This is a genomic window from Nocardia sp. NPDC051570, from assembly GCF_044454005.1.
GTDB lineage: Bacteria > Actinomycetota > Actinomycetes > Mycobacteriales > Mycobacteriaceae > Nocardia.
The window spans coordinates 502901-525213 of record NZ_JBITDI010000006.1; the positions used below are offsets into that span (position 1 = coordinate 502901).

The 22313-nt window shown below is 67.0% G+C and carries 18 protein-coding genes and 1 rRNA gene; 7 read left to right on the forward strand and 12 right to left on the reverse strand.

Going from position 1 to position 22313, the window contains the following annotated elements; genetic code table 11:
- Complete coding sequence (locus ACIA76_RS18605) at positions 1-2052, forward strand: ATP-dependent DNA helicase (protein ID WP_397153041.1); 2052 nt, start codon at positions 1-3, stop codon at positions 2050-2052.
- A gap of 184 nt (positions 2053-2236) precedes the next feature.
- On the opposite strand, the gene ACIA76_RS18610 is transcribed toward ACIA76_RS18605, so the two are convergent.
- Both ACIA76_RS18610 and ACIA76_RS18615 read right to left on the reverse strand, forming a co-directional pair.
- Positions 2237-2770 (reverse strand): DoxX family protein, encoded by a 534-nt coding sequence (locus ACIA76_RS18610; RefSeq protein WP_397153042.1) that lies wholly within the window; start codon positions 2768-2770, stop codon positions 2237-2239.
- A 155-nt stretch (positions 2771-2925) separates the two neighbouring features.
- Complete coding sequence (locus ACIA76_RS18615) at positions 2926-4251, reverse strand: NCS2 family permease (protein WP_397153077.1); 1326 nt, start codon at positions 4249-4251, stop codon at positions 2926-2928.
- A 308-nt stretch (positions 4252-4559) separates the two neighbouring features.
- On the opposite strand from ACIA76_RS18615, the gene ACIA76_RS18620 reads away from it, so the two are divergent.
- Both ACIA76_RS18620 and ACIA76_RS18625 read left to right on the forward strand, forming a co-directional pair.
- Complete coding sequence (locus ACIA76_RS18620; protein WP_397153043.1) at positions 4560-6611, forward strand: AMP-binding protein; 2052 nt, start codon at positions 4560-4562, stop codon at positions 6609-6611.
- Positions 6612-6715: 104 nt separating this feature from the next.
- On the forward strand, positions 6716-7330 hold the full coding sequence (locus ACIA76_RS18625; protein ID WP_397153044.1) for a hypothetical protein: 615 nt from the start codon (positions 6716-6718) through the stop codon (positions 7328-7330).
- An 82-nt stretch (positions 7331-7412) separates the two neighbouring features.
- Here the strand turns inward: ACIA76_RS18625 and glgP are convergent, their stop codons facing one another.
- Both glgP and ACIA76_RS18635 read right to left on the reverse strand, forming a co-directional pair.
- Positions 7413-9980 carry an alpha-glucan family phosphorylase gene (gene glgP / locus ACIA76_RS18630; protein WP_397153045.1) on the reverse strand — a complete coding sequence of 856 codons (2568 nt, stop codon included), beginning with the start codon at positions 9978-9980 and terminating at the stop codon, positions 7413-7415.
- A gap of 68 nt (positions 9981-10048) precedes the next feature.
- Entirely contained in the window at positions 10049-10816 is a 768-nt protein-coding gene (locus ACIA76_RS18635; RefSeq protein ID WP_397153046.1) for a dienelactone hydrolase family protein, read from the reverse strand.
- Between the two features lie 181 nt (positions 10817-10997).
- Here ACIA76_RS18635 and ACIA76_RS18640 point away from each other — a divergent pair, with 181 nt between their 5' ends.
- On the forward strand, positions 10998-13001 hold the full coding sequence (locus ACIA76_RS18640; RefSeq protein WP_397153047.1) for a maltotransferase domain-containing protein: 2004 nt from the start codon (positions 10998-11000) through the stop codon (positions 12999-13001).
- A 14-nt stretch (positions 13002-13015) separates the two neighbouring features.
- Positions 13016-15151 (forward strand): 1,4-alpha-glucan branching protein GlgB, encoded by a 2136-nt coding sequence (gene glgB / locus ACIA76_RS18645; protein WP_397153078.1) that lies wholly within the window; start codon positions 13016-13018, stop codon positions 15149-15151.
- Positions 15152-15154: 3 nt separating this feature from the next.
- Here glgB and ACIA76_RS18650 read toward each other — a convergent pair whose 3' ends face one another.
- The 4 genes from ACIA76_RS18650 to ACIA76_RS18665 all read right to left on the reverse strand — a co-directional run bounded on the left by ACIA76_RS18650 (position 15155) and on the right by ACIA76_RS18665 (position 18308).
- Positions 15155-15535, reverse strand: coding sequence for an SSI family serine proteinase inhibitor (locus ACIA76_RS18650; RefSeq protein WP_397153048.1), 381 nt, complete (start codon positions 15533-15535; stop codon positions 15155-15157).
- A gap of 242 nt (positions 15536-15777) precedes the next feature.
- Positions 15778-16641 carry a tetratricopeptide repeat protein gene (locus tag ACIA76_RS18655; RefSeq protein ID WP_397153079.1) on the reverse strand — a complete coding sequence of 288 codons (864 nt, stop codon included), beginning with the start codon at positions 16639-16641 and terminating at the stop codon, positions 15778-15780.
- 61 nt (positions 16642-16702) lie between these two features.
- Positions 16703-17056 carry a DUF3817 domain-containing protein gene (locus ACIA76_RS18660; protein WP_397153049.1) on the reverse strand — a complete coding sequence of 118 codons (354 nt, stop codon included), beginning with the start codon at positions 17054-17056 and terminating at the stop codon, positions 16703-16705.
- Between the two features lie 70 nt (positions 17057-17126).
- A complete protein-coding gene (locus ACIA76_RS18665) occupies positions 17127-18308 on the reverse strand; it encodes an acetyl-CoA C-acetyltransferase (protein ID WP_397153050.1) in 1182 nt (393 codons plus the stop codon).
- Positions 18309-18399: 91 nt separating this feature from the next.
- On the opposite strand from ACIA76_RS18665, the gene mce reads away from it, so the two are divergent.
- Complete coding sequence (mce, locus tag ACIA76_RS18670; protein WP_397153080.1) at positions 18400-18897, forward strand: methylmalonyl-CoA epimerase; 498 nt, start codon at positions 18400-18402, stop codon at positions 18895-18897.
- An 86-nt stretch (positions 18898-18983) separates the two neighbouring features.
- Positions 18984-19982: a hypothetical protein gene (locus tag ACIA76_RS18675; protein WP_397153051.1), complete on the forward strand. Its 999-nt coding sequence runs from the start codon at positions 18984-18986 to the stop codon at positions 19980-19982.
- Positions 19983-20076: 94 nt separating this feature from the next.
- Here ACIA76_RS18675 and ACIA76_RS18680 read toward each other — a convergent pair whose 3' ends face one another.
- The 4 genes from ACIA76_RS18680 to rrf form a co-directional block, all read right to left on the reverse strand.
- Positions 20077-20382: an ATP/GTP-binding protein gene (locus tag ACIA76_RS18680; protein WP_397153052.1), complete on the reverse strand. Its 306-nt coding sequence runs from the start codon at positions 20380-20382 to the stop codon at positions 20077-20079.
- Positions 20383-20392: 10 nt separating this feature from the next.
- Entirely contained in the window at positions 20393-21070 is a 678-nt protein-coding gene (gene nucS, locus ACIA76_RS18685; protein ID WP_397153053.1) for an endonuclease NucS, read from the reverse strand.
- A gap of 38 nt (positions 21071-21108) precedes the next feature.
- Positions 21109-21840 (reverse strand): rhomboid-like protein, encoded by a 732-nt coding sequence (locus tag ACIA76_RS18690; RefSeq protein ID WP_397153054.1) that lies wholly within the window; start codon positions 21838-21840, stop codon positions 21109-21111.
- Between the two features lie 207 nt (positions 21841-22047).
- Positions 22048-22164: ribosomal RNA gene (gene rrf / locus ACIA76_RS18695) — 5S ribosomal RNA — on the reverse strand.
- Positions 22165-22313: the final 149 nt, after the last annotated feature.

A 22313-nucleotide genomic window follows, 5' to 3' on the forward strand; every position in this document is an offset into this window, starting at 1 on the left:
GTGCCCGAACTCCCGCCCGTCCCCACCCTGTTGGCGACCGCTGTCGAGGCCCTCGGCGGCAAGGCGCGCAAGGGCCAGCAGACGATGGCCGCCGCGGTCGCGCACTCCATCGACACCAAGGAGCATCTGGCCGTACAGGCCGGGACCGGCACCGGCAAGTCGCTGGCCTATCTCGTGCCCAGCCTGCGGCATGCGGTGCAGACGGGTCGCACGGTGGTGGTGTCCACCGCCACCATCGCGCTGCAGCGGCAGTTGGTCGATCGCGATCTGCCGCGCCTGGCCGACGCATTGGCGAAGCCGCTGGGCCGCACGGCGCAATTCGCGATCCTCAAGGGCCGCAACAACTATCTATGCCTGAACAAGATCAACAGCGCGATCCCGGACGAGCCCGCGGAGACCGAACTGTTCGACGCCTTCGCCATCTCCCGACTCGGCCGCGAGGTCCAGCGCCTCAACGAATGGGCCTCCGACACCGATACCGGCGACCGCGACGAGCTGGTGCCCGGCGTCACCGATCGCGCGTGGCGTCAGGTCAGCGTGTCCTCGCGGGAATGTCTGGGCAAATCGCGCTGCCCGTTCGGCACCGACTGCTTCGCCGAGCGCGCCCGCGCCGAATCCGGCCAGGCCGATGTCGTGGTCACCAATCACGCACTGCTGGCCATCGACGCCATCAGCGGCGTACAGGTGCTGCCCGAACACGATGTGGTCGTCATCGACGAGGCGCATGAACTCGTCGACCGGGTCACCGGCGTGGCCACCGCGGAACTGTCCACCGCCGCGATCAGCGCCGCCGCCAAACGCTGCGCGAAACTGGTCGACGAGCAGGAGGTCGACCGGCTCGAGGGTGCGGCCGAGGCCTGGCACGCACTGCTCGACGAGCTGACGCCGGGCCGCTGGGACGAATTGCCCGGCGGCGCCGCCCCGGTGCTCGCGATGATCCGCGACGCGGCCTGGAATGTGCGCACCGCGCTGGCCCCGCCGGGTTCGAGCGCACCGCAGGCCGATCCGGAGGCCGCCGCGGCCCGCAATATGGCCGTGGCCGCGGTGGAGGACGTGCACGACGCGGCCGTGCGCGCGCTGACGACCTTCGAGGAGTCCGATCCGGCCGCGCGCCGCGATGTGATCTGGCTGTCGTCGGAGGATGTGCGCGGCATCGCGCGCCGCTCGGTGCATATGGCCCCGCTGTCGGTCGGCGGACTGCTGCGCAGTCGCCTGTTCGGCACGGCCACGGTCGTTTTGACCTCGGCCACGCTGCAGGTGGGCGGCTCGTTCGACGGGCTCGCGATCACCTGGGGCCTGCCGTCGCAGTCGCCCAACCGTGTCGATCCGGCGCTGGCCAACGGCGGCGAGGCGCCCTCGGATTCCGCCGCGCTGCGCTGGAATTCGCTCGATGTGGGCTCCCCGTTCGATCATGCCAAATCCGGAATCCTCTATATCGCAAGGCATTTGCCCGCCCCCGGCCGCGACGGCCTGGCCCCGGCCTATCTGGACGAGATCGAACGCCTGATCAACGCCGCGGGCGGGCGCACGCTGGGCCTGTTCTCCTCGATGCGCGCGGCCAAGGCCGCCACCGAGGTGCTGCGCGAGCGGCTGAACACCCCGGTGCTGTGTCAGGGCGACGATGCGACCGGCACGCTGGTCAAGCGGTTCGCCGAGGATCCGGCGACCTCGCTGTTCGGCACGCTGTCGCTGTGGCAGGGCGTGGACGTACCCGGACCCTCGCTGAGCCTGGTGATCCTCGACCGCATCCCGTTCCCGCGCCCGGACGATCCGCTGCTGGTCGCACGGCAGAAGGCGGTGGAGTCGCGCGGCGGCAACGGATTCATGACAGTGGCCGCCAATCACGCGGCACTACTGCTGGCGCAGGGCACCGGACGACTGCTGCGCAGCACCGACGATCGCGGCGTCGTGGCGATCCTGGATCCGCGCCTGGTCACGGCGCGTTACGGGTCCTATCTGCGCGCATCGCTGCCGCCGTACTGGGAGACCTCCGATCCGGAGATCGTGCGCAAGGCATTGCAACGTCTTACCGCCGCACCGGCCGCTAAGTGAAAACGCTTGTCGACAATGTGAAAGCGCTCACAAGTGTGGTGCCCACTTCCATCCGGAAGTAAGTTGGGAATCGGTACTCCGATAAACCCCCCAATTCCCATATCGGATGTTACCGAGGTCCCCGCGCCAAACCCTGCATGCGGCGCGGGGACATATAAATCCCTTTGCGGCCTTGGCTTCTCGCCTAGAGTGCCCACTTGATCGCCAGCGTGATCACCGCGGCGACCACGGCCAGCACCACCGCCCCGATACCCCACGCGAGACCGCGTCGCGCCCACGGCCGCCCGTGATCGAGCGAGAATCGCCCCGGACCGGTGAAGCCCAGCGTCGCGGCGGCGGCGGCGAACAGCAGCGCCTCCTCGTACCCGCTGAGCCCGTGATGCCAGGTCACATTCATCGCATTGATCATGGTGCCGATCGCGATGGCCGCACCCAGCGGAGTCAGCAGTCCGAGCAAAAGCAGTGTGCCGCCGGTGAATTCGCATAGCCCCGCGAGTGTGCCGAACAGCTTGCCGGGGTGGTAGCCCATGCGTTGGAAACCCTCGGTGGTCTGATACCAGCCCTGGCCGTTGAACCAGCCGAACAGCTTCTGGCTGCCGTGCACGAGCAACAGGCCACCGAAGCAGACCCGCAACACCAGCAAGCCCACATCCAAGGCGAGGGATTCGGTGCCGCCGGACTCCCGGCGGTCGCTCTCGGCCGCGATATTGACGGTCATGGTTGTCCTCCTCCGTTCAGGTCAGGACACGGTGCACGAGCTCGTAAGGTTCACCTAAGTGCGTTCGCAGATTACCGTCCTGGACAGCGGAGATCGGCCGATTCCGGATTCCCGATATCGACGCGGTTCCCACACCCCTATAGGGGGCGGGGCGATCACTCCGCCAGGAACACGAAGTACGCCAGGAATACGGCCATCAGAGCCCACATCACCGGATGCACCTCGCGGACGCGGCGCTTGGCGACCATCACGATCGGATAGAACAGCAGGCCCATGGCGATGCCGTTGGCGATCGAGTAGGTCAGCGGCATCATCACGACGGTGATGAACGCGGGAACCGCGTATTCGAGCTTGTCCCATTCGATATCGCCGAGTGAGCGGGCCATCAGCACGCCGACCACGATCAGCGCGGGCGCGGTCACCGACGGTGCGTCGGCGACGACGGCGAACACCGGGAAGAAGAACATGGCCACCAGGAACCATCCGGCCGTCGATACGGCCGAGAGTCCGGTGCGTCCGCCGGCGCTCACACCGGCGGTCGATTCCACATAGGCGGTGGTGGTGGACGTGCCGATGATCGCGCCCGCGGTGGTGCCGATCGAATCGGCGGCCAGCGCCTGGGCCGCGCGCGGCAGCTTGCCGTCCGGCCCGAGCAGCCCGGCCTGGTTGGCGATGCCGATCAATGTGCCGGAGGCGTCGAAGAAGTCGACGAACAGCATGGTCAGCACGATGATCAACATCTGCCCGGTGAACGCGTGCGGCAGATTGACGATCGCCTGCCCGAAGGTCTGATCCAGCCCGTGCGGCAGGGCGACGACCGCATGCGGCAGCTCCACCAACCCGCTGACGATGCCCACGATCGTGGTGGCGACGATGCCGTAGAGCACCGCCCCGTGCCGGCCGAGCACCAGGAAGATCACCGTCACCACCAGCCCGAACAGCGCCAGCAACGTTGTGCCCTTGGTGAAGTGCCCCAGATGTACGAAGGTGGCGTCGCTGGCGACCACCAATCCCGCGTTCTTAAGTCCGATGAATGCCACGAACATGCCGATACCCGCGCCGACCGCGAGCTTCATCTGCAGCGGGATCGCGTCGATGATCTTCTCGCGGACCTTGGTGATGGCCAGTACGAAGAAGATCAGGCCCGACAGCAACGTCCCCGACAACGCCTCCTGCCACGGAATGCCCATCTCGAGCACGACCGTGTAGGCGAAGAACGCATTGAGCCCCATACCCGGCGCCAGCGCCACCGGATAGCGCGCCCACAGGCCCATCACCAGCGTGCCGAAGACCGCCGCGATCGCCGTCGCGGTGAATACCGCCTGCGTCGGAATGCCCTTCGCGCCGAGCGTCCCGTGATCACCGAGCACGGCCGGATTCACCGCGAGCACGTAGGACATCGCGAGGAAGGTCACGGTCCCGGCCATGATCTCGCGCCGGTAGGTCGACCCGAGCTCGCTGACGCCGAAGTAGGCGTCGATGCGATCCCGCGGTCGCGACGTGACGTCGATGCTCATCAGTGCTGTCTCCACCCTCGGCCCGAACCAGTAATGCCCAGGGCACCGTATATTGTCCCGTCCCACCAGCCCCCATCCGGTCCCGGCGAACCGGGGGCAATCGGTGCCAGCGTGACGTATCCGTTACAAACTGTTACATGCAACCATTGGGCAAATTACAGAATTGTTCACCTTCAATTTGTATCTTCTTGACCACAGCTATGAACACCGTTACAAATACGTAATCCGCCGAACCGAGCTTTCGAACCGGCCGTAGTCAGAAGTGCAAGCCATTGGTTACCGATGTCGTCGACGCGATCACGGAACTACCGATCGCGCGTAAAGCCATATGGGATCTGCTGATCGATCCTCAGACCTATCCCCGGATGTTCCCGGGCATCGGCGCCTGCGAACAACTCGACTGTGAGGGCGGCCCGCCCACGCTGCGGTTCCGGGTGGGATCCGGCGCCGAAATCCGGACCATCGACGTCCGGCTCGTGCTCGGCCGCACCGGCGACAGCCTGGAACTGCAAGGTCTGGTGCAGGGCAGTTTCGCCTCGATCCGGCTGCGCGGCGAGGGGGACGGGACCCGCATCGCCGTCACCTACTTCACCCCAGGCCGGGTGCATCCGAAACTGGCCGAGCTGTCCAACGCCGCGGTGGCCGAGTGGACCATCGCGGGGCTGCGGCGGCTCGCCGACATCCCCGGCCGCGCCACGACCTCGATGGTGGTGAACGGCGAGGATTCGCCGATGCGGCTACAGACCGAGGTCATGCGGCAGATGGTGGCGATCGGGGTGGTGCGCAGCTACCGGCCCGACCGCGGGTTGAAACAGCTGGGCCGCCTGGCCAAATGGGGCTTCAGCCTGGCCGGCGGTTACGCCGCCGCGGCCGCGTACGCGCCGCAGCGCACGGCCATCATCGACGACCGCGGCGTTCGCAGCTTCGCCGAGGTACATTCGCGCAGCCATGCGCTGGCGAGTGCGCTCACCGCCGGGGACATCCGGACCGGCGATTCCATCGGCCTGCTGTCGCGCAATCACGCCGAAATGGTCGAAATCATGATCGCCGCAGGGAAACTCGGCGCCGACGTAGTGTTGCTGAATACCGGACTTCCCGCGGGGCGTATCGAGGAGATTGTCGAAAAGCATCGACTCACAGCGATTTTCGCCGATCCCGACCTCGAGGATTTGATCCGTTATCTACCTCCCGAGCTACCGCGTTTCACCACCGTGGGCAAATCGCCGGATCCGCGCCGACTGACGGTCGATGATCTGATCACCACGGGCACAGCCGATTTCGGTAAACCGCCGCGCCCCGGCCGCCTGATCGTGCTCACCTCCGGCACCAGCGGCGCTCCCAAAGGTGCGCGCCGTCCCCACCCCAAGGGTTTCGGCACGGTCGCCGCGCTGCTGTCGCGAATCCCCATGCAGATGAACGAGACCATGCTGATCCCCGCGCCGCTGTTCCACACCTGGGGGCTCGGCGCGCTACAGATCAGCACGCCGATCCGGGCGACGGTCGTCCTGTCGGAGCGCTTCGACGCCGAGGACTGCCTGCGGCTGGTCGCCGAGCACCGGATCACGACGATGATCGTCGTCCCGGTCATGGTCAATCGAATCCTGGACCTGCCCACCGCGGTCCGGGCCCGCTACGACACCTCCAGCCTGCGGGTGGTCGCCAGCTGCGGCGCGCCGCTCACCGGGGCGGCGGTGCTGCGGTTCATGGACACCTATGGCGACATCCTCTACAACGTCTATGGTTCCACGGAAGTGTCCTGGGCGACGATCGCGGATCCCAGCGATCTGCGCATCTCCCCCACGACCGCGGGCCGACCACCGCTGGGCACGAAAGTCGCTGTGCTGGGCCCCGATTCGCGCCCGGTGCCGATCGGCATGACCGGGCGGATCTTCGTCGCCAACCACATGCTCTTCGACGGCTACACCGACGCCGCGCCGCCCGGCGAGGTCGACGGCATGCTCGACACCGGCGATGTCGGCTATCTCGATGCCACCGGCCGGCTCTTCGTGGCCGGGCGCGACGACGAGATGATCATCTCCGGCGGCGAGAACGTCTTTCCGCGCCCGGTCGAGGAGGCGCTGTCGCATCTGCCGCAGATCAGCGAGGTCGCGGTGGTCGGCGTGCCCGACCGCGAATTCGGGCAGCGGCTCGCGGCTTTCGTGGTCAAGCGCGACGGCTTCGGCTTGGATCCGGATATGATTCGCAATTACATCCGTCATCGCCTGGGCCGCTTCTCGGTGCCGCGCGACGTGACCTTTCTCGACGCGCTGCCGCGCAATGCCACGGGGAAGATCCTGAAGCGCACGCTGATTCAGCCCGGATAGTTCACATTCGGAAAACTTCCAATCCGTATCTCCTGAGGCTACGAATACGCCTCGGCAGGGGTTTACTCCTGCCGACCCCTAATCGGCCCGACCCAGGAGCGTTGATGGCTTCACGTATATCCGCACTGCTTGTCGCCGGGATCTCAGCCCTGCTCATCGGTAGCGCCACGCCAGCCCACGCGGACGATGCCCCTCCGGCCGCCACCGGTGGGAGCGAGACCAAGGAGGCGGGCGCGCAGTACAAGGCCAACATGAAAACGTGGACCCGGATCGCGGACACCTTCTGCGATCTCGGAAACGGCAATGCGCTCGATCCGCGAAAGAACAGGGCCGCCGCTGAGAAGCAGTTCAGCGACACGGCCATCAATGGCTACTACGACGCATATCGCATAACCCCGATGGTCTACAAGGAAGATCCGGTTGTGGTGACCAGGCCGATAGTGATGACCGAACAAAAGCACTGGGCTTTTCCCGAGAAAAGCGTTCACACGGACGCGGACGACCTGCGGCTCTGGCGGTACCTGCTGTGCAGCGAAGAGCCGTTCAAAAGGGAGTGGGCGGCAACCCTCAAGCGCGTGCAGGAAGGGCTCGACGGGAAACTGAAGAGCAGCGAGGAATCGGACATCATGGATGTCTACAACAAGAAGATGGCAAAGATGGACAAGGTGCTGAAGGCCGAGCAGAAACGCCAGGGAATCGAGGAGCCGCAGACGGACTGAGTCCGTTGGGCTTCTGAAACCCTGAGCCGCCCGCGAGGCCGGTGCGCACCGGCCTCGCGGGCGTGAGGGGCCCGCGCAGCACTCAAGGGCTCGGGCTGGCGATCAGCCCGAGCTCGGCGTCGGTGGCCAGCAGCCGATGATGCGGCAGCACCCGCACGGTATAGCCGACCGCACCCGACAGCGGCACCGGCGTCTCCACCGTGAAAACCTCTGCGCCGGAATCACTTCCGGCATACTCCATCGGCACCGTGGTCACATCGGACAGGTCGTCGTCCAGGGAGACTCGACCGAGCGCCGCCTGCACGACAACATCACCCGGCGCGAGCCCGCCGAGGTCGATGCGGGCTCGCAGCGACAGCCTCGCGCCGATCACCGGAGCCCCGGCCAGCCCGGAGCTGTCCACCTGCATCACCTTCACGTGCGGCCAGGCCGATTCGACGCGGCGACGATAGTCCGCCAACTCGCGCGCCCCGGCGAAATCCTCCTGCGCCACAGCGGAATACGCGGCCGAAGCCGGTGCGTAGTACTCCACGGCATAGTCACGGACCATCCGCGAGGCCAGCACCTTCGGCCCGAGCGTCTGCAGCGTATGGCGCACCATCTCCATCCAGCGCACCGGCAGACCGTCGCGGTCGCGTTCGTAGAAGCGCGGCAGCACCGAGCGATCCAGCATCTCGTAGAGCGCGGCCGCCTCGAGATCGTCGCGGCGATGCTCGTCGCGCACGCCGTCGGCGGTCGGAATGGCCCATCCGTTCTCGCCGTCGTACATCTCGTCCCACCAGCCGTCGCGGATCGACAGGTTCAGCGATCCGTTCAGCGCGGCCTTCATGCCCGAGGTGCCGCACGCCTCCAGCGGCCGCAGCGGATTGTTCAGCCACACATCGCATCCCCAGTACAGGTAGCGGGCCATGGACATGTCGTAGTCGGGCAGGAAGACGATCCGGTGGCGCACCGCGGGATCATCGGCGAAGCGCACCACCTGCTGGATCAGCCCCTTGCCTCCGTCGTCGGCCGGATGGCTCTTACCCGCCACCACCAACTGCAGCGGCCGCTCGGGGTCCAGCAGCAGCGAGCGCAGCCGGTCCGGATCGCGCAGCATCAGCGTGAGCCGCTTATAGGTCGGCACGCGGCGGGCGAAGCCGATGGTCAACACGCGCGGATCGAAAACCTCGTCCACCCAACCCAATTCGGCCGGTGCCGCACCGCGCTCGAGCCAGGACGCGCGCAGCCGTCGACGCACGTCGGCAACCAGCAGGGCGCGCAACGCGTTCCGCGTCGACCACAGCTCGCCCAGGTCGACATCGCGCAGCCGCTCCCATCCGCGCGCCTCCTCGACCAACTCCGGCCCCACGAACTCCCTTGCCTTGTCGATCCATTCGCGGGCGGCCCAGGTCGGCGCGTGTACGCCGTTGGTGATCGAGCCGATCGGCACCTCCGCGACGTCGAAACCCGGCCACAACGGCGCGAACATCGCACGGCTCACCTCGCCGTGCAGCCGTGACACGCCGTTGGCGCGCTGGGCCAGCCGCAGCCCGAGATGGGCCATATTGAATACCGACGAATCGGCCTCGCGGCCGAGCGCCAGAATCCGATCGACCGAAACCCCCGGCAGCAGAGGCGATTCCCGCTCCCCGTGCGCACCGCCGAAGTAGCGGCGCACCAGCGCCCCCGCGAACCGATCGATTCCGGCGGGCACCGGGGTATGGGTGGTGAATACGGTCGCGGCGCGCACCGCGGTCAGCGCGGAATCGAAATCCAGTCCCGCGGCCATGTATTCGCGGATGCGCTCGACACCGAGGAATCCCGCGTGCCCCTCGTTCATATGGAACACATCCGGATCGGGCAACCCGTCGGCATGGGTGAACGCGCGCACCGCCCGCACCCCACCGATACCCGCGAGAATCTCCTGTTTGATCCGGTGATCCTGATCGCCGCCGTACAGCCGATCGGTCACCGCCCGCAGCTCCGGATCATTATCGGCGATATCGGAATCCAACAGCAGCAACGGAATTCGCCCCACCTGCGCGATCCACACCCGTGCCCGCAGCACCCGCCCCTCGGGCATCGGCACATGGATCAGGACCGGCGCACCATCCTGATCGAGCAGGCGCAGCGGCAGGCCTTGCGGATCGAGATCGGGATAATGCTCGGCCTGCCAGCCGTCGGCGGTCAGCGACTGCCGGAAGTATCCCGATCGATACAGCAGCCCGACCCCGATGAGCGGCAATCCCAGATCCGAGGCCGCCTTCAGATGATCACCGGCCAGAATACCCAGTCCCCCAGAGTAATTCGGCAGCACCTCGGTGACACCGAACTCCATCGAGAAGTAGGCGATGCACTGCGGCCCGCCGTCGCGGCGGTTGAACCACCGCGGCCGGCTCAGATAATCCCGCAGATCCTCGGCCGCATGCTCGACGGCCCGCACATACCCCTCGTCCGCGGCCAGCTCGTCCAACCGCGCCGCGGGCACCTCCCCCAGCATCCGCACCGGATCATGTCCGACCTCGGCCCACAGCTCCCGATCCAGCTCGGCGAACAGATCCTGGGTGGGGGTATGCCACGACCACCGCAGATTGGTGGCCAACTCGGTCAACGCGCCCAACGATGCGGGCAAATGGGCACGGACGGTGAATCGACGCAATGCCTTCACCGATCAGACCCTACCTGGAACGGAACGCATGCGAGTGCCCGCCGCGGGGCACTCGCATGCCGGTCCCGCTATCCGGCGGAGCGCACGGTGCGATCGAACAGGGCCAGCACTTCACGGAAGTGCCGCTCGGCCGCCTCCGCGTTGTAGACGGAGGTGTCGGACTGGGTGTAGCCGTGGTGGGCGCCCTCGTACACCTCGCTGCGGTGGCGGACCCCGGCCGCCTCGAGGGCCTTGTCGAAGGTCTCGATCTGCTCCGGCCCCATCGACTGATCCTGGTCGGCGTGGCCGAAATACAGTTCCGCCGTGATGGTTCCGACCGCCAGATGCGGGCTGTCGGTGCCCTCGGTGACCAGACCGCCGGTGTGGAAGCCCGCGGCGGCGGCCACGCGATCGGGATAGGCCGCGGCCGTGCGCACCGCCTGACGGCCACCCATGCAGTAGCCGACGGTGCCGACCGGGCCCGCGGCCGTCCGGTCGAATGCGGCCAGCCAGTCCAGGTACGCGCCCGCATCGCTCACGGTGCGCTCGGGGGTCAGGTCATGAATCATCGGCATGATCTTCCCGAACACGTCCGAGCGATTGGCGAAGTCGATGAACTCCGGCAGCTCGATCACGGGCGCGCGGCCGTGGCGATAGAGCAGGTTCGGGGCCAGCACCGTATAGCCGTGTTCGGCGATGCGGTCGACGATCGCGTACAGCGCGGGTCGCAGGCCGATCGCATCCATATAGAGCAGCACTCCCGGGTGTGCCGCACCGTCGTCCGGATACGCCACATACGCGTCGGCAATCCCGTCAGGGGTAGGCACATCCACCGAAAGACCCTGCACAACAGTCATGATTGATATCTCCTCATGCATCAACGTCGTCGGTCCGCACCGAGCGGAGGTATGGCCTCCAGTTCCGGTGCCATCCACCAGGGTTCCATGTCGAAGCAAATCTCGCCCGTGGTCTCGGCGGGTCCGGCCACGGCGTCGTCGCGTTCGTGATCGCGGCCATACTGCCGGTACGGTTGAACCCGTGACCGGTCGGATCGCCATCGATGACACGGCCCCGTCCGTCCCCGGCGGCTTCCCGGCGAAGGCGGTGGTGGGCGAGGTGTTCCCGGTTCGGGCCGTGGTCTGGCGCGAGGGACACGACGCGGTGGCCGCCACCCTCTCGGTGCGGGCGCCGGGTAGTGCCCGGCTGCAGCGGATCCGGATGACCCCGGATATCGAACCCGACGTGTTCAACGCGACCTTCATCGCCACCGAACCGGGCCTGTGGACCTATCGCGTCGAGGGCTGGAGCGATCCCCTGACTACCTGGCGGGCCGCGGTGGAGGCGAAACTGGCCGTGGGGCAGACCGCCGCGGACCTGGCCAACGACCTCGAGATCGGCGCGCGGCTGCTGGATCGGGCCGCGCAGCAGGTACCGAAGCGGCAGTGGGAGCGCCTGCGCGCCGCGGCCGCCGCATTGCGCAGCGACGCCCAGCTCCCGGCCCGGGTGGCGCCGGCCTTCGGCTCCGAGGTCACCGAGATTCTGCGCGAGACGCCGCTGCGTGAGCTGGTGACCCGCGGCCCGCAGGGTTCGGTGCTGGTGGAGCGGCCTCGGACGCTGTACGGATCGTGGTACGAGTTCTTCCCGCGCTCGACCGGCGGCCGCGACGCCGAGGGCCGGGCCGTGCACGGCACCTTCGCCACCGCCGCCAAGGATCTGCACCGCATCGCCGCCATGGGTTTCGATGTGGTCTATCTACCGCCGATCCATCCGATCGGCAGGGTGAATCGCAAGGGGCGCAACAACTCCCTGACCGCCGAGCCCGGCGATGTGGGCTCGCCGTGGGCCATCGGATCGGACGAGGGCGGCCACGACGCCATCCATCCACAGCTCGGCACCGAAGAGGATTTCGCCGAATTCGTCTCCACCGCACGCGAACTCGGTCTGGAGGTGGCGCTGGATCTGGCACTGCAGTGCGCCCCGGACCATCCGTGGGTGCGCGAACATCCGGAATGGTTCACCACCCTGCCGGACGGCACGATCGCCTTCGCGGAGAATCCGCCCAAGAAGTACCAGGACATCTACCCGCTCAACTTCGACAACGACCCCGACGGGCTCTACGCCGAGGTGCTGCGGGTGATCCGGCACTGGATCTCGTTGGGCGTCACCATCTTCCGGGTCGACAACCCGCACACCAAACCGGTCGACTTCTGGGAGTGGCTCATCGACCGGATGCACCGCACCGATCCGGACGTATTCTTCCTGTCCGAGGCGTTCACCCGCCCGGCCCGGCTCTACGGGCTCGCGCGGCGCGGATTCGCCCAGTCCTATACGTATTTCACCTGGCGCACGGGCAGACAGGAGCTCGCCGAATTCGGCCTGGAACTGGCCGCCAAGGCGGATCAGGCCCGGCCCAACCTGTTCGTCAACACCCCGGACATCCTGCACGAGAGCCTGCAACACGGCGGGCCCGGCATGTTCGCCGTGCGCGCGGCGCTGGCGGCGACGCTCGCACCGGCGTGGGGGGTGTATTCCGGATTCGAGCTGTTCGAACATCAGGCCGTACGGCCGGGCAGCGAGGAGTACCTCGATTCGGAGAAGTACGAGCTGCGCCCGCGCCCGTTCACCGAGGCAGCCGCGCGCGGAGAATCGTTGGAACCGTGGCTGACTCGGCTCAACGAGATCCGCCGCGCCCATCCGGCGCTGCAGCAGTTGCGCTGCATCGCCTTCCATCACGTCGACAACGACGCGCTGCTGGCGTACTCGAAGGTGGATCCGGTCACCGGCGACGCGGTGCTGATCGTGGTGAACCTCAACCCCTTCGGGCCCGAACAGGGCATGGTGTCGCTCGATATGCCCGCGATCGGCCGCGAATGGCATGACCATCCGGTGGTGTACGACGAGGTCACCGGCGAGGAATATCACTGGGGCCAAACGAATTACGTCCGCCTCGATCCGGTCAAGGCGGTCGCGCACATCCTGGCGCTGCCGCCGGTGTCCGCGGCCGCGCGCACGGAATTGTCCTATCGCAGGACGTTCTCGTGAACCGCCGCGACCTCATGCTGCTGGCCGCTGGAACGCATGCCGATCCGCATACGGTGCTCGGCGCGCATCCACATCCCGACGGCACGGTCATCAGAGCGCTTCGCCCCCACGCGGATTCGGTGTTCGCGCGGATCGGCGAGAAGGACTTCCCGCTGGATCATGTGGCACACGGCCTGTTCGAGGGCGTCGTCCCGTTCCCGGAGCTGTGGGACTACCGGCTGATGGTCTCCTATCCGGGCGGGCAGACCGTGCTCGACGCCGACGGGTACCGGTTCCTGCCCACGATCGGCGAATTGGATCTGCATCTGATCGGCGAGGGCCGCCATGAGCGGCTGTGGGATGTGCTCGGCGCGCATCCGCGCGACTACACCACACTCGATGGCGAGGTCTCGGGCACCTCGTTCGCGGTGTGGGCACCCAATGCGCGCGGGGTGAGCGTGATCGGCGATTTCGACGGATGGAGCGGAAACAGCGCGCCCATGCGGACATTGGGCGGGTCCGGGGTATGGGAGCTGTTCGTTCCGGGGATCGGGCCGGGCGCCAGATACAAGTTCCGGGTGCACGGCGCGGACGGCCGCACGGTCGATCATGCCGATCCGCTGGCCTTCGCCACCGAGCTACCCCCGGCGTCGGCCTCGGTCGTCACCGACAGCGATTATCACTGGCGGGACTCCGATTGGCTCGACGCCCGCGAGCGCACCGATTGGACGCGCGCGCCGATGAGCATCTACGAGGTGCATCTGGGTTCGTGGCGGCCAGGGCTCGGCTATCGGGAGGCCGCCGATCAACTTGCCGAATACGTTCGCGCACAGGGGTATACGCACGTCGAGCTGCTGCCGATCGCCGAACATCCCTTCGGCGGCTCCTGGGGCTATCAGGTCACCTCGTACTACGCCCCGACCGCCCGGTTCGGCACACCCGACGATTTCCGCGCCTTCGTCGATCGCCTGCACCGCGCCGGTATCGGGGTGCTGCTCGATTGGGTTCCCGCGCATTTCCCACGCGACGAATGGGCCCTGGCCCGCTTCGACGGCACCGCGCTCTACGAACATGCCGATCCGCGCCGGGGCGAGCAATTGGATTGGGGCACCTACGTTTTCGACTTCGGCCGCTACGAGGTGCGCAACTTCCTGGTGGCCAACGCGCTGTATTGGATCGAGGAGTTCCACATCGACGGGCTGCGCGTCGACGCGGTGGCCTCGATGCTGTATCTGGACTACTCGCGCCCCGAGGGCGGCTGGGAACCCAATATCCACGGCGGCCGGGAGAATCTGGAAGCCGTCGCATTCCTTCAGGAAATGAATGCGACCGTGCACAAACATCATCCGGGTGTCGTCACCGTCGCCGAGGAATCCACCAGCTGGCCCGGGGTCACCCGCGCGACCGATATCGGCGGCCTGGGTTTCACGATGAAGTGGAATATGGGCTGGATGCACGACACGCTCGGCTATCTCGGCCGCGATCAGATCCATCGCAGCTGGCACCACAACGAGATCACCTTCTCGATGGTGTACGCGTGGAGCGAGAACTTCGTGCTGCCGATCAGCCATGACGAGGTCGTGCACGGTAAGGGCACGCTGTGGACCCGCATGCCCGGCGACGATTGGGCGAAAGCCTGTGGCGTGCGGGCACTTCTGGCCTATATGTGGGCGCATCCCGGTAAGCAGCTGTTGTTCATGGGCCAGGATTTCGGCCAGTTCCGGGAGTGGTCGCACGATCGCGGCCTCGACTGGGGCGAACTGGAGAATCCGCTGCACGACGGCATTCGCGCGGCCGTGCGCGATTTGAACGCGATCTACCGGGCCCGCGCCGCGCTGTGGAGTCAGGACACCTCCCCCGGCGGCTACGCCTGGATCGAGGCCGACGACCGCGCCGACAACGTCATCGCCTTCCTCCGCCACGGCTCGGACGGTTCGACGGTCGCCTGCGTGTTCAACTTCTCCGGCACCGAACACCGCGACTATCGAGTGGGCCTGCCGAGTTCCGGACGCTGGCAGGAGATCCTCAACACCGACGCGGAGAGCTACGGCGGCAGCGGAATCGGCAATCTGGGCGGCGTCGACGCCATCGATCGGCCGTGGCACGGCCGCCCCTGGTCGGCGGCGGTGACGCTGGCGCCCAACAGCGCGATCTGGCTTGCGCCGGAATAGGTTTCAGAACATCCAGGGCGCCGTCAACGACGGCACCAGACAGCCGTAGGTGTTCTCGATCGAAATCGGCTCTCCGCGCAGCGTCCCCTCGACCCGCAGCAGTACAGGGTAGTACCGGAAGCACCGGACCTCGGTGTTCTCCGCGGGAAGCGCGAGCCCACCCCCACCCGCGAGATATCCGCACGCGGCGACCACATCCGGATGCGAACCCCCATCCGGATCGCAGCTCAGCGTAACCGAACGGTCCGGCCGATCCGGCTCGGTCCGCGTGAAGGTGAGCTGGGTATCCGGCCGCTGCGCCACGGCGCCACCGGCCGAGGCGAGCACTCCGGCAGCGACAACAGCCACCGCCCCGAGATGTGCGGCAGATCCGGGCAATCGCATCGTTCCCCCTTTCCGCCCCCATCGTAATCCTCTGTGGCCGACCCGGTTTCGCCGGTTCCATCCAGCGACAACCCGCAGACCGCGAAACCACCCCCAGCGACAGCCACCCGGAGACCGCGGCGACACAGCCACCCCACGAGCCGCGAGATCGTCCTTCCCCCAACGACAACCATCCCCCACAGGCCGCGAGACCACCCATGTCCCCGCCGTTCGGCCGCCAGGCCGGACGGCGGGGCAAGCCGTCAGTACAGCGCGGTCGCGAGCTTGCGGCGGGCGGCGACAACGATCGGGTCGGCGGTGTCGAACAGTTCGAACAGTTCCACCAGGCGGGTGCGGACATTGTTGCGGTCGTCGCCCGCGGTGCGCTTGATCAGGTTGATCAGGCGGGTGAAGGCGGCCTCGGGCTCCTGGTTGAACAGTTCCATGTCCGCCGCGGCGAAGGCGGCGTCGATATCGGCCGGGTCGGCGTCGGAGCGGGCGATCGCGTCGGCGGGGAGGTCCTGGGCGCGGGTGTAGAAGCGCAGCTGACGCAGCGCGGCCCGGGCCTCCTGGTTGGCGGGTTCCTCGGCGAGGATCCGCTCATAGGCCGCCTCGGCGCCGGCGATGTCACCGCGCTCGATGGCCTCCTCGGCGGCCACGAAACGCGGATCGTCGGGGACCTCGGGAGCCTCAGGGGCCTCGGCGTCCTCACCGACGCCGGGCAGGCGACCGCGAACGGCATCGACCACGGCGGCGAGCCACTGGCGCACCTGCGGTTCGGGCTGCGCGCCCTGGAAATCGGCGAGCGGCTGACCGGCCGCCACCGCGACCACCGTCGGAATGCCCTGCACCCCGAAGGCCTGTGCGATGCGCATATTCGGCTCGGCCTCGACCGTGGCCAGATCCCAGCTGCCGTCGCTCTCTTCGAGCAGCGTCTCGAGCAGTTTCACCAATTCCACACTGCCCGGGCTGCGCTGCGAATACAGCGCGACGACCACCGGAACCTCGAGCGAACGGCGCAGCACCTTGGTCTCGAAATCGGCCTCGGTGACCGCATGACCGCTCGGAACGTCCCCGGCGGCCGCGGCGGGCTGTTTCAATGCGGACAGATCCACCGCGCCGGACATGGCGGCGGCCACGGCGGGAGAAGGACGACGTGCAGCAGGTCGAGTCACGACTTCCAGTTTGTCACGAACCGGCGGGAGCGGGCGCCGGGGCTTGGCTCAGCTCGCCCAACTGCCCGCTGCGGATGGCCCAGCGCTCGAATACGACCGAGGTGAACGGCACCACCGCCGAGACGAGCCCGAGCACCAGCGTCTTGGCCGGCCACTGGTACTCGCGGAACGCCAGCAACAGGTTCAGCGCGAACATGAGGAAGACGAATCCGTGCAGCAGCCCGAACACCATCACCGGCCAGGTGATCGGATCCGGCAGCCGCTTGAGCACCGATCCGGTCAGCAGCAGCGCCCACGACGGCGCCTCCAACAGCCCGAACAAGCGCACCCGCTTGGCAACCGTGCTCAGGTCGAAGAATTCACCCATGCCTGCCATTGTGCCGCAGCCCTACGACAGCTCGTAGTTCTGTGTCCTACACCACATCCCGACCGGGTGACTAGACCTTGAGGATCAGGGCGTCGCCCTGACCACCGCCACCGCAGAGGGCCGCCGCGCCGATGCCACCGCCCCGGCGCCGCAGCTCCAGAGCCAGATGCAGCACGAGACGCGCGCCGGACATACCGAGCGGATGACCGATCGCGAGGGCGCCACCGTTGACGTTGACCCGCTCGGGGTCGAGACCGAGCTTGCGGGTGGAGGCGATGCCGACCGCGGCGAAGGCCTCGTTGATTTCGACGACATCCAGATCCGCGGGCGAAATACCCTCGCGGGCACAGGCTTTGGCGATCGCGTTGGCGGGCTGATCCTGCAGGCTGGAGTCCGGACCGGCCACCACCGCCGCCGCGCCGATCTCGGCGATCCAGCTCAGCCCCAGCTCCTGCGCCTTGGCCTTGCTCATCACCACGACCGCGGCCGCGCCGTCGGAGATCTGCGAGGCCGAACCGGCGGTGACGGTGCCGTCCTTACGGAATGCCGGGCGCAGCTTGCTCAGCGTCTCGACGGTGGTGTCCGGGCGGATGCCCTCGTCCTGACTCACCACGATCGGATCGCCCTTGCGCTGCGGCACCGACACCGGGACGACCTCGTCGTCGAAGATGCCGTTCTTCCAGGCGGCCGCGGCCCGCTGATGCGAGGCGGCGGAGAAGGCGTCCTGATCCTCGCGGCTGATCTTGTCGACGTCGTTGCGGGTCTCGGTCAGCGCGCCCATCGGCTGATCGGTGAAGATGTCGTGCAGCCCGTCGAAGGCCATATGGTCGCGCAGGGTCACATCGCCGTACTTGAAGCCCTCGCGGCTCTTCTCCAGCAGATGCGGGGCCCGCGTCATCGACTCCTGGCCGCCGGCCACCACGATCTCGTACTCGCCCGCGCGAATCAGCTGATCCGCCAGGGCGATTGCGTTGATACCGGACAGGCAGACCTTGTTCACGGTGAGCGCCGGAACATCCATCGGAATGCCCGCGGCGTTCGCGGCCTGCCGCGCCGGGATCTGGCCCGCGCCGGCGGTCAGCACCTGACCCATGATCACGTAGTCGACCTGATCGGGCGCGACCCCGGCCTTCTCCAGCGCCGCCTTGATGGCGAACCCGCCCAGATCCGAGCCACTGAAGTCCTTCAACCCACCCAGGAGCCGACCGACCGGGGTGCGCGCACCGGAGACGATGACGGAGGTGGTGGTCACGATGAACCTCGTTTCTCGATTTCACAGATCGCCGTCGACGGAACAGGACCGCCTCGTACTCCACGGTAACCGGTGTGGTCCCCGCATGACCATGGAGGTGCGCGCTACCGTTCGAGGGGTGAGCACCCCCGATACGTCCATATTCATCCCCGCCGACTATGTGATAGCCATCGACCACGTCGGCGTCGCGGTTCCCGACCTGGACATCGCCGTCACCTGGTACTCCGAACATCTCGGCATGATCGAGACCCACCGCGAGGTGAACGAGGCGCAGGGCGTGCACGAGGCGATGCTGTCGCTGCCGGGCGCCGGCGACGATTCGACTGCTCTGCAGTTGCTGGCTCCCGCCAACGCGGATTCGACCATCGCCAAGTTCATCGATCGCAACGGACCCGGACTGCAGCAACTCGCCTATCGCGTCACCGATATCGACGCGGTGGCAACCTATCTGCGTGGCCGCGGCCTGCGTTTGCTGTACGAGGCCCCCCGGGCCGGAACCGCGGGTTCACGCATCAACTTCGTACACCCGAAGGATGCTGGCGGTGTGCTCATCGAGCTCGTCCAACCGGCGGCGAATCCTACTCACTAGTACCGCAATCCGGCGGTGGAAACTTGTCGTAACTACATTCGCGGTCGGGTCACCATGGTGGGCCGGTAGGCTGTAGTTTGTGGGGCATGTCGTCCACTGAGCCCGATCGCAATCGCTTCGTCGCGTTGCCCTTTACGGTGGTCCGGAAGGGTTACGACCGTGACGAAGTACGCAATTACTTCGACCGATTCGACGCCGAACTGCGGGTCACCGCCACCGACCGCGATGCCGCCGCGGCTCAGGCCCGAAACCTGGCCGCCCAGCTGGAAGACGCGCGGGACGAGATCGATGAGCTGCGTAAGGAAGTCGATCGTCTGTCGGTGCCGCCGACCACCGCGGAGGGCATGAGCGACCGCATTTCGCGGATGCTGCGCCTGGCCTCCGACGAGGCCTCCGAGGTCCGCGCGCAGGCGCAGGCCGAGGCCGCGGAGATGATCTCGATCGCGGAGCAGCAGGCCACCGAGATGCGTGGCAAGTACGAGTCGCTGCTCGCCGAGACCAAGGAGAAGCGCGAGGCGCTCGAGGTCGAGTTCGAGCAGACCCTCGCCAACGCCCGCGCCGAGGCCACCAAGATCGTCGAGGCCGCCTCGGCCGAGGCCGACCGCATCACGAAGGAAGCGGAGGCCAAGCGCAAGGCCGCCCAGCAGGACTTCGAGGTCACCATGGCGGAGCGTCGCACCAAGCTCACCCGCGCCATGGAGGAGCTCGAGGCCACCAGCCGCACCGAGGCCGCCCAGCGCATCAAGGATGCGACCGACGAGTCCAACCGTCTGGTCACCTCCGCCACCCAGCAGGCCGATCGCAAGATCGCGCACGCCAAGGAACTGGCCGAGGAGATGCGCGTGCTGCGCGGTCGAGTCCTGGCCCAGCTCTTGGGAATTCGCGGTCAGCTGGATTCGGTTCCGGCCATGCTCGCCGCGGTCAACCGCGAGAGCGAACTGCTCGACGGCGCCCCGGAGCAGCGTTCGCTGTCCGGTAAGCAGTCCGGCGCGGGCCGCCAGAAGGCGATCCAGGACGCGAAGGGCGAGGCCGAGGACGACGAGGCCGAAGCGGCCGATCGCGAGAACGCCGAAGTCTCCAGCTAGCACCGACCCCATCGGGCGACACCCACCACCCGCTCCAAGGCCGCCCCCGACTCGTCGGGGGCGGCCTCCTTATGTCTGGGGCTACAGCTGTGGCTCAGGACCAGCGGCGCGTAATGCCGCGAGTGTGGCGGCCCTTCCAGCAATCCGTATGCCAATGACGGCGGTCGTCCTCACCGCCGTAGGCGGGCCAGGCGACGATATGGGCGACGCCGGGCGGGATCTCGTGATCACAGCCCGGACAGCGATAGGTCTTGGTGGCGCGACTGCCCGGAATCGTGCGCACGTTATAGGTCTCGTCGCCGCCCGGCCCGTCCTCGGTCCGGCCGAAGACATCGCCGAGCGGGCGCGATTCCGGCGGGAATCGCGCCGGTTGCTTGGGGCGCGGCTTCCGGCGGGGCATATATCCGAGGTTAGAACAACCGGAATTCGTCGCTCTCCGTGCCCCGTAGGGCGTTGTAATCGAGCGTCAGACAACGGATTCCGCGATCGGTGGCGAGCGTACGGGCCTGCGGCTTGATCTGCTGGGCCGCGAAGACCCCGGTCACCGGGGACAGCAACGGATCCCGGTTCAGCAGTTCCAGATAGCGGGTGAGCTGTTCGACGCCATCGATCTCGCCGCGGCGCTTGATCTCCACGGCTACCGTCGCACCCACCGCATCGCGGCACAGGATGTCCACCGGACCGATGGCGGTCATGTACTCGCGGCGAATGAGGCTGTAGCCCTCGCCGAGGGTCTGGATGTGTTCGGCCAGCAATGCCTGGAGATGGGCCTCCACGCCGTCCTTCACCAGGCCGGGATCGATGCCCAGATCATGGGAGGAGTCGTGTTCGATGTCCTCGACGGTGATCCGCAGCTCCTCACCGGCCTTATTGGTCACCACCCAGAGTTTGCCTGTCTCCGAATCGGTTTCGCGCTCCTCCAGCCAGCAGGGTGGGCTCATCCAGTTCAACGGCTTATAGGAACCGCCGTCGGAGTGGACCAGAACCGAGCCGTCCGCCTTCATCATCAGCAGCCGACGAGCCATCGGGAGATGAGCGGTGAGCCGACCCACGTAGTCGACCTGACAGCGAGCAATCACGAGGCGCACCCCAGGCACTTTAGGCCAGTGCCGCGCCCACACCGAATTCAGCCTACGAGCATCAAGTAGCCGAGTCCGGACGCGGTGACCAGCAGAGCGATCTCGAACCAGCTCAGCCGCGGCAAGGCGGGCCGACCGGTGCGCAGCACCCAGAAGCCCGCCAGCAGGCCGATCACGACGGACAGCAGATGGCCGACGTTGGTGAAGGTCCGCCCCATCACGACACCCGCGACGGCGACGGCGATCCAGGTGATCGCCCAGGTGGGCCGCCAGCGGACGGGAATCAGGGCGTAGAAGGCGCCGATCAGGGCCATGGCGCCGTAGCTGATGCCGACGTCCTCGGCGCGCGTGATGTCGATCGGAAGCCAGTCGGACTCGACGGCCACCCAGAGGCCCACCGCCACCAGCAGCGTGGCGCCGATATGTCCGGCCAGGAAGATCCGAATCAATTGCCACGCACCGAATCTCAGCTCGGCGAGGGCCAGCAGGGACAGCAGCAGCGGGATGATCAACAGCGAGGTGCTGGTGTCGCCGATCACGAAGGCGCTGGAGAACAGGGTGCCGAAGTGGCCGCGCAGCAGATTGTGCAGATTGGTGCTGGCATGCAGCATGAACTTCGACTGCGCGCTGTCGTTCATCTCCGACAACCACACGGTCACGCCGACGAGCAGGGCCACGTAGGCGTAGGTCACCGGGAGGAGGAACCGGCGCCATCGGGGCCGGTCGGCGACGGCCGAACCGTTCGATGCGTTCGACGCCGGTGCGGACAGCACCACCATCGCAGCCCCTTCCGAACTTCTACCGGCAGCCGATCCGCCGGGCCTGTCTCATCATGATCCTTATCAGCGCTTCGGGGGCGCTCCCTGTTCCTCGAGACTTGGCTGTGAACCTGAGCGGCCCATGGTGTCCCGAGCAATTCCCCGACATACGGGGGGTAAACAACGAGAGGGCCCTGACTGGTGTCAGGGCCCTCTCGGGAATGTATGTTCCGGCGGTGTCCTACTCTCCCACACCCTGGCGAGTGCAGTACCATCGGCGCTGGCAGGCTTAGCTTCCGGGTTCGGAATGGGACCGGGCGTTTCCCCACCGCTATAACCGCCGTAACTCTATGAAACTATCCACACACCCTCATCACCTACCGAGATCCCGACCATCCGGTCGAGAATCCCGATAGCACCCACCCTGCCTTCGCAGAGTGAGGAGAGAGTGTCTGTGTATTGTTTCAGACACCGCACAGTGGACGCGTAGCACC

Coding starts and splice junctions, on each gene's coding strand:
- ACIA76_RS18680 (WP_397153052.1), bottom strand. CDS start 20,382: ATGCCCCGCCGGAAGCCGCGCCCCAAGCAACCGGCGCGATTCCCGCCG.
- ACIA76_RS18625 (WP_397153044.1), top strand. CDS start 6,716: ATGGCTTCACGTATATCCGCACTGCTTGTCGCCGGGATCTCAGCCCTG.
- ACIA76_RS18690 (WP_397153054.1), bottom strand. CDS start 21,840: ATGGTGGTGCTGTCCGCACCGGCGTCGAACGCATCGAACGGTTCGGCC.
- ACIA76_RS18610 (WP_397153042.1), bottom strand. CDS start 2,770: ATGACCGTCAATATCGCGGCCGAGAGCGACCGCCGGGAGTCCGGCGGC.
- ACIA76_RS18655 (WP_397153079.1), bottom strand. CDS start 16,641: ATGTCCGGCGCGGTGGATCTGTCCGCATTGAAACAGCCCGCCGCGGCC.
- mce (WP_397153080.1), top strand. CDS start 18,400: ATGGAGGTGCGCGCTACCGTTCGAGGGGTGAGCACCCCCGATACGTCC.
- ACIA76_RS18650 (WP_397153048.1), bottom strand. CDS start 15,535: ATGCGATTGCCCGGATCTGCCGCACATCTCGGGGCGGTGGCTGTTGTC.
- ACIA76_RS18675 (WP_397153051.1), top strand. CDS start 18,984: ATGTCGTCCACTGAGCCCGATCGCAATCGCTTCGTCGCGTTGCCCTTT.
- ACIA76_RS18660 (WP_397153049.1), bottom strand. CDS start 17,056: ATGGGTGAATTCTTCGACCTGAGCACGGTTGCCAAGCGGGTGCGCTTG.
- ACIA76_RS18635 (WP_397153046.1), bottom strand. CDS start 10,816: ATGACTGTTGTGCAGGGTCTTTCGGTGGATGTGCCTACCCCTGACGGG.
- glgB (WP_397153078.1), top strand. CDS start 13,016: ATGCTGCTGGCCGCTGGAACGCATGCCGATCCGCATACGGTGCTCGGC.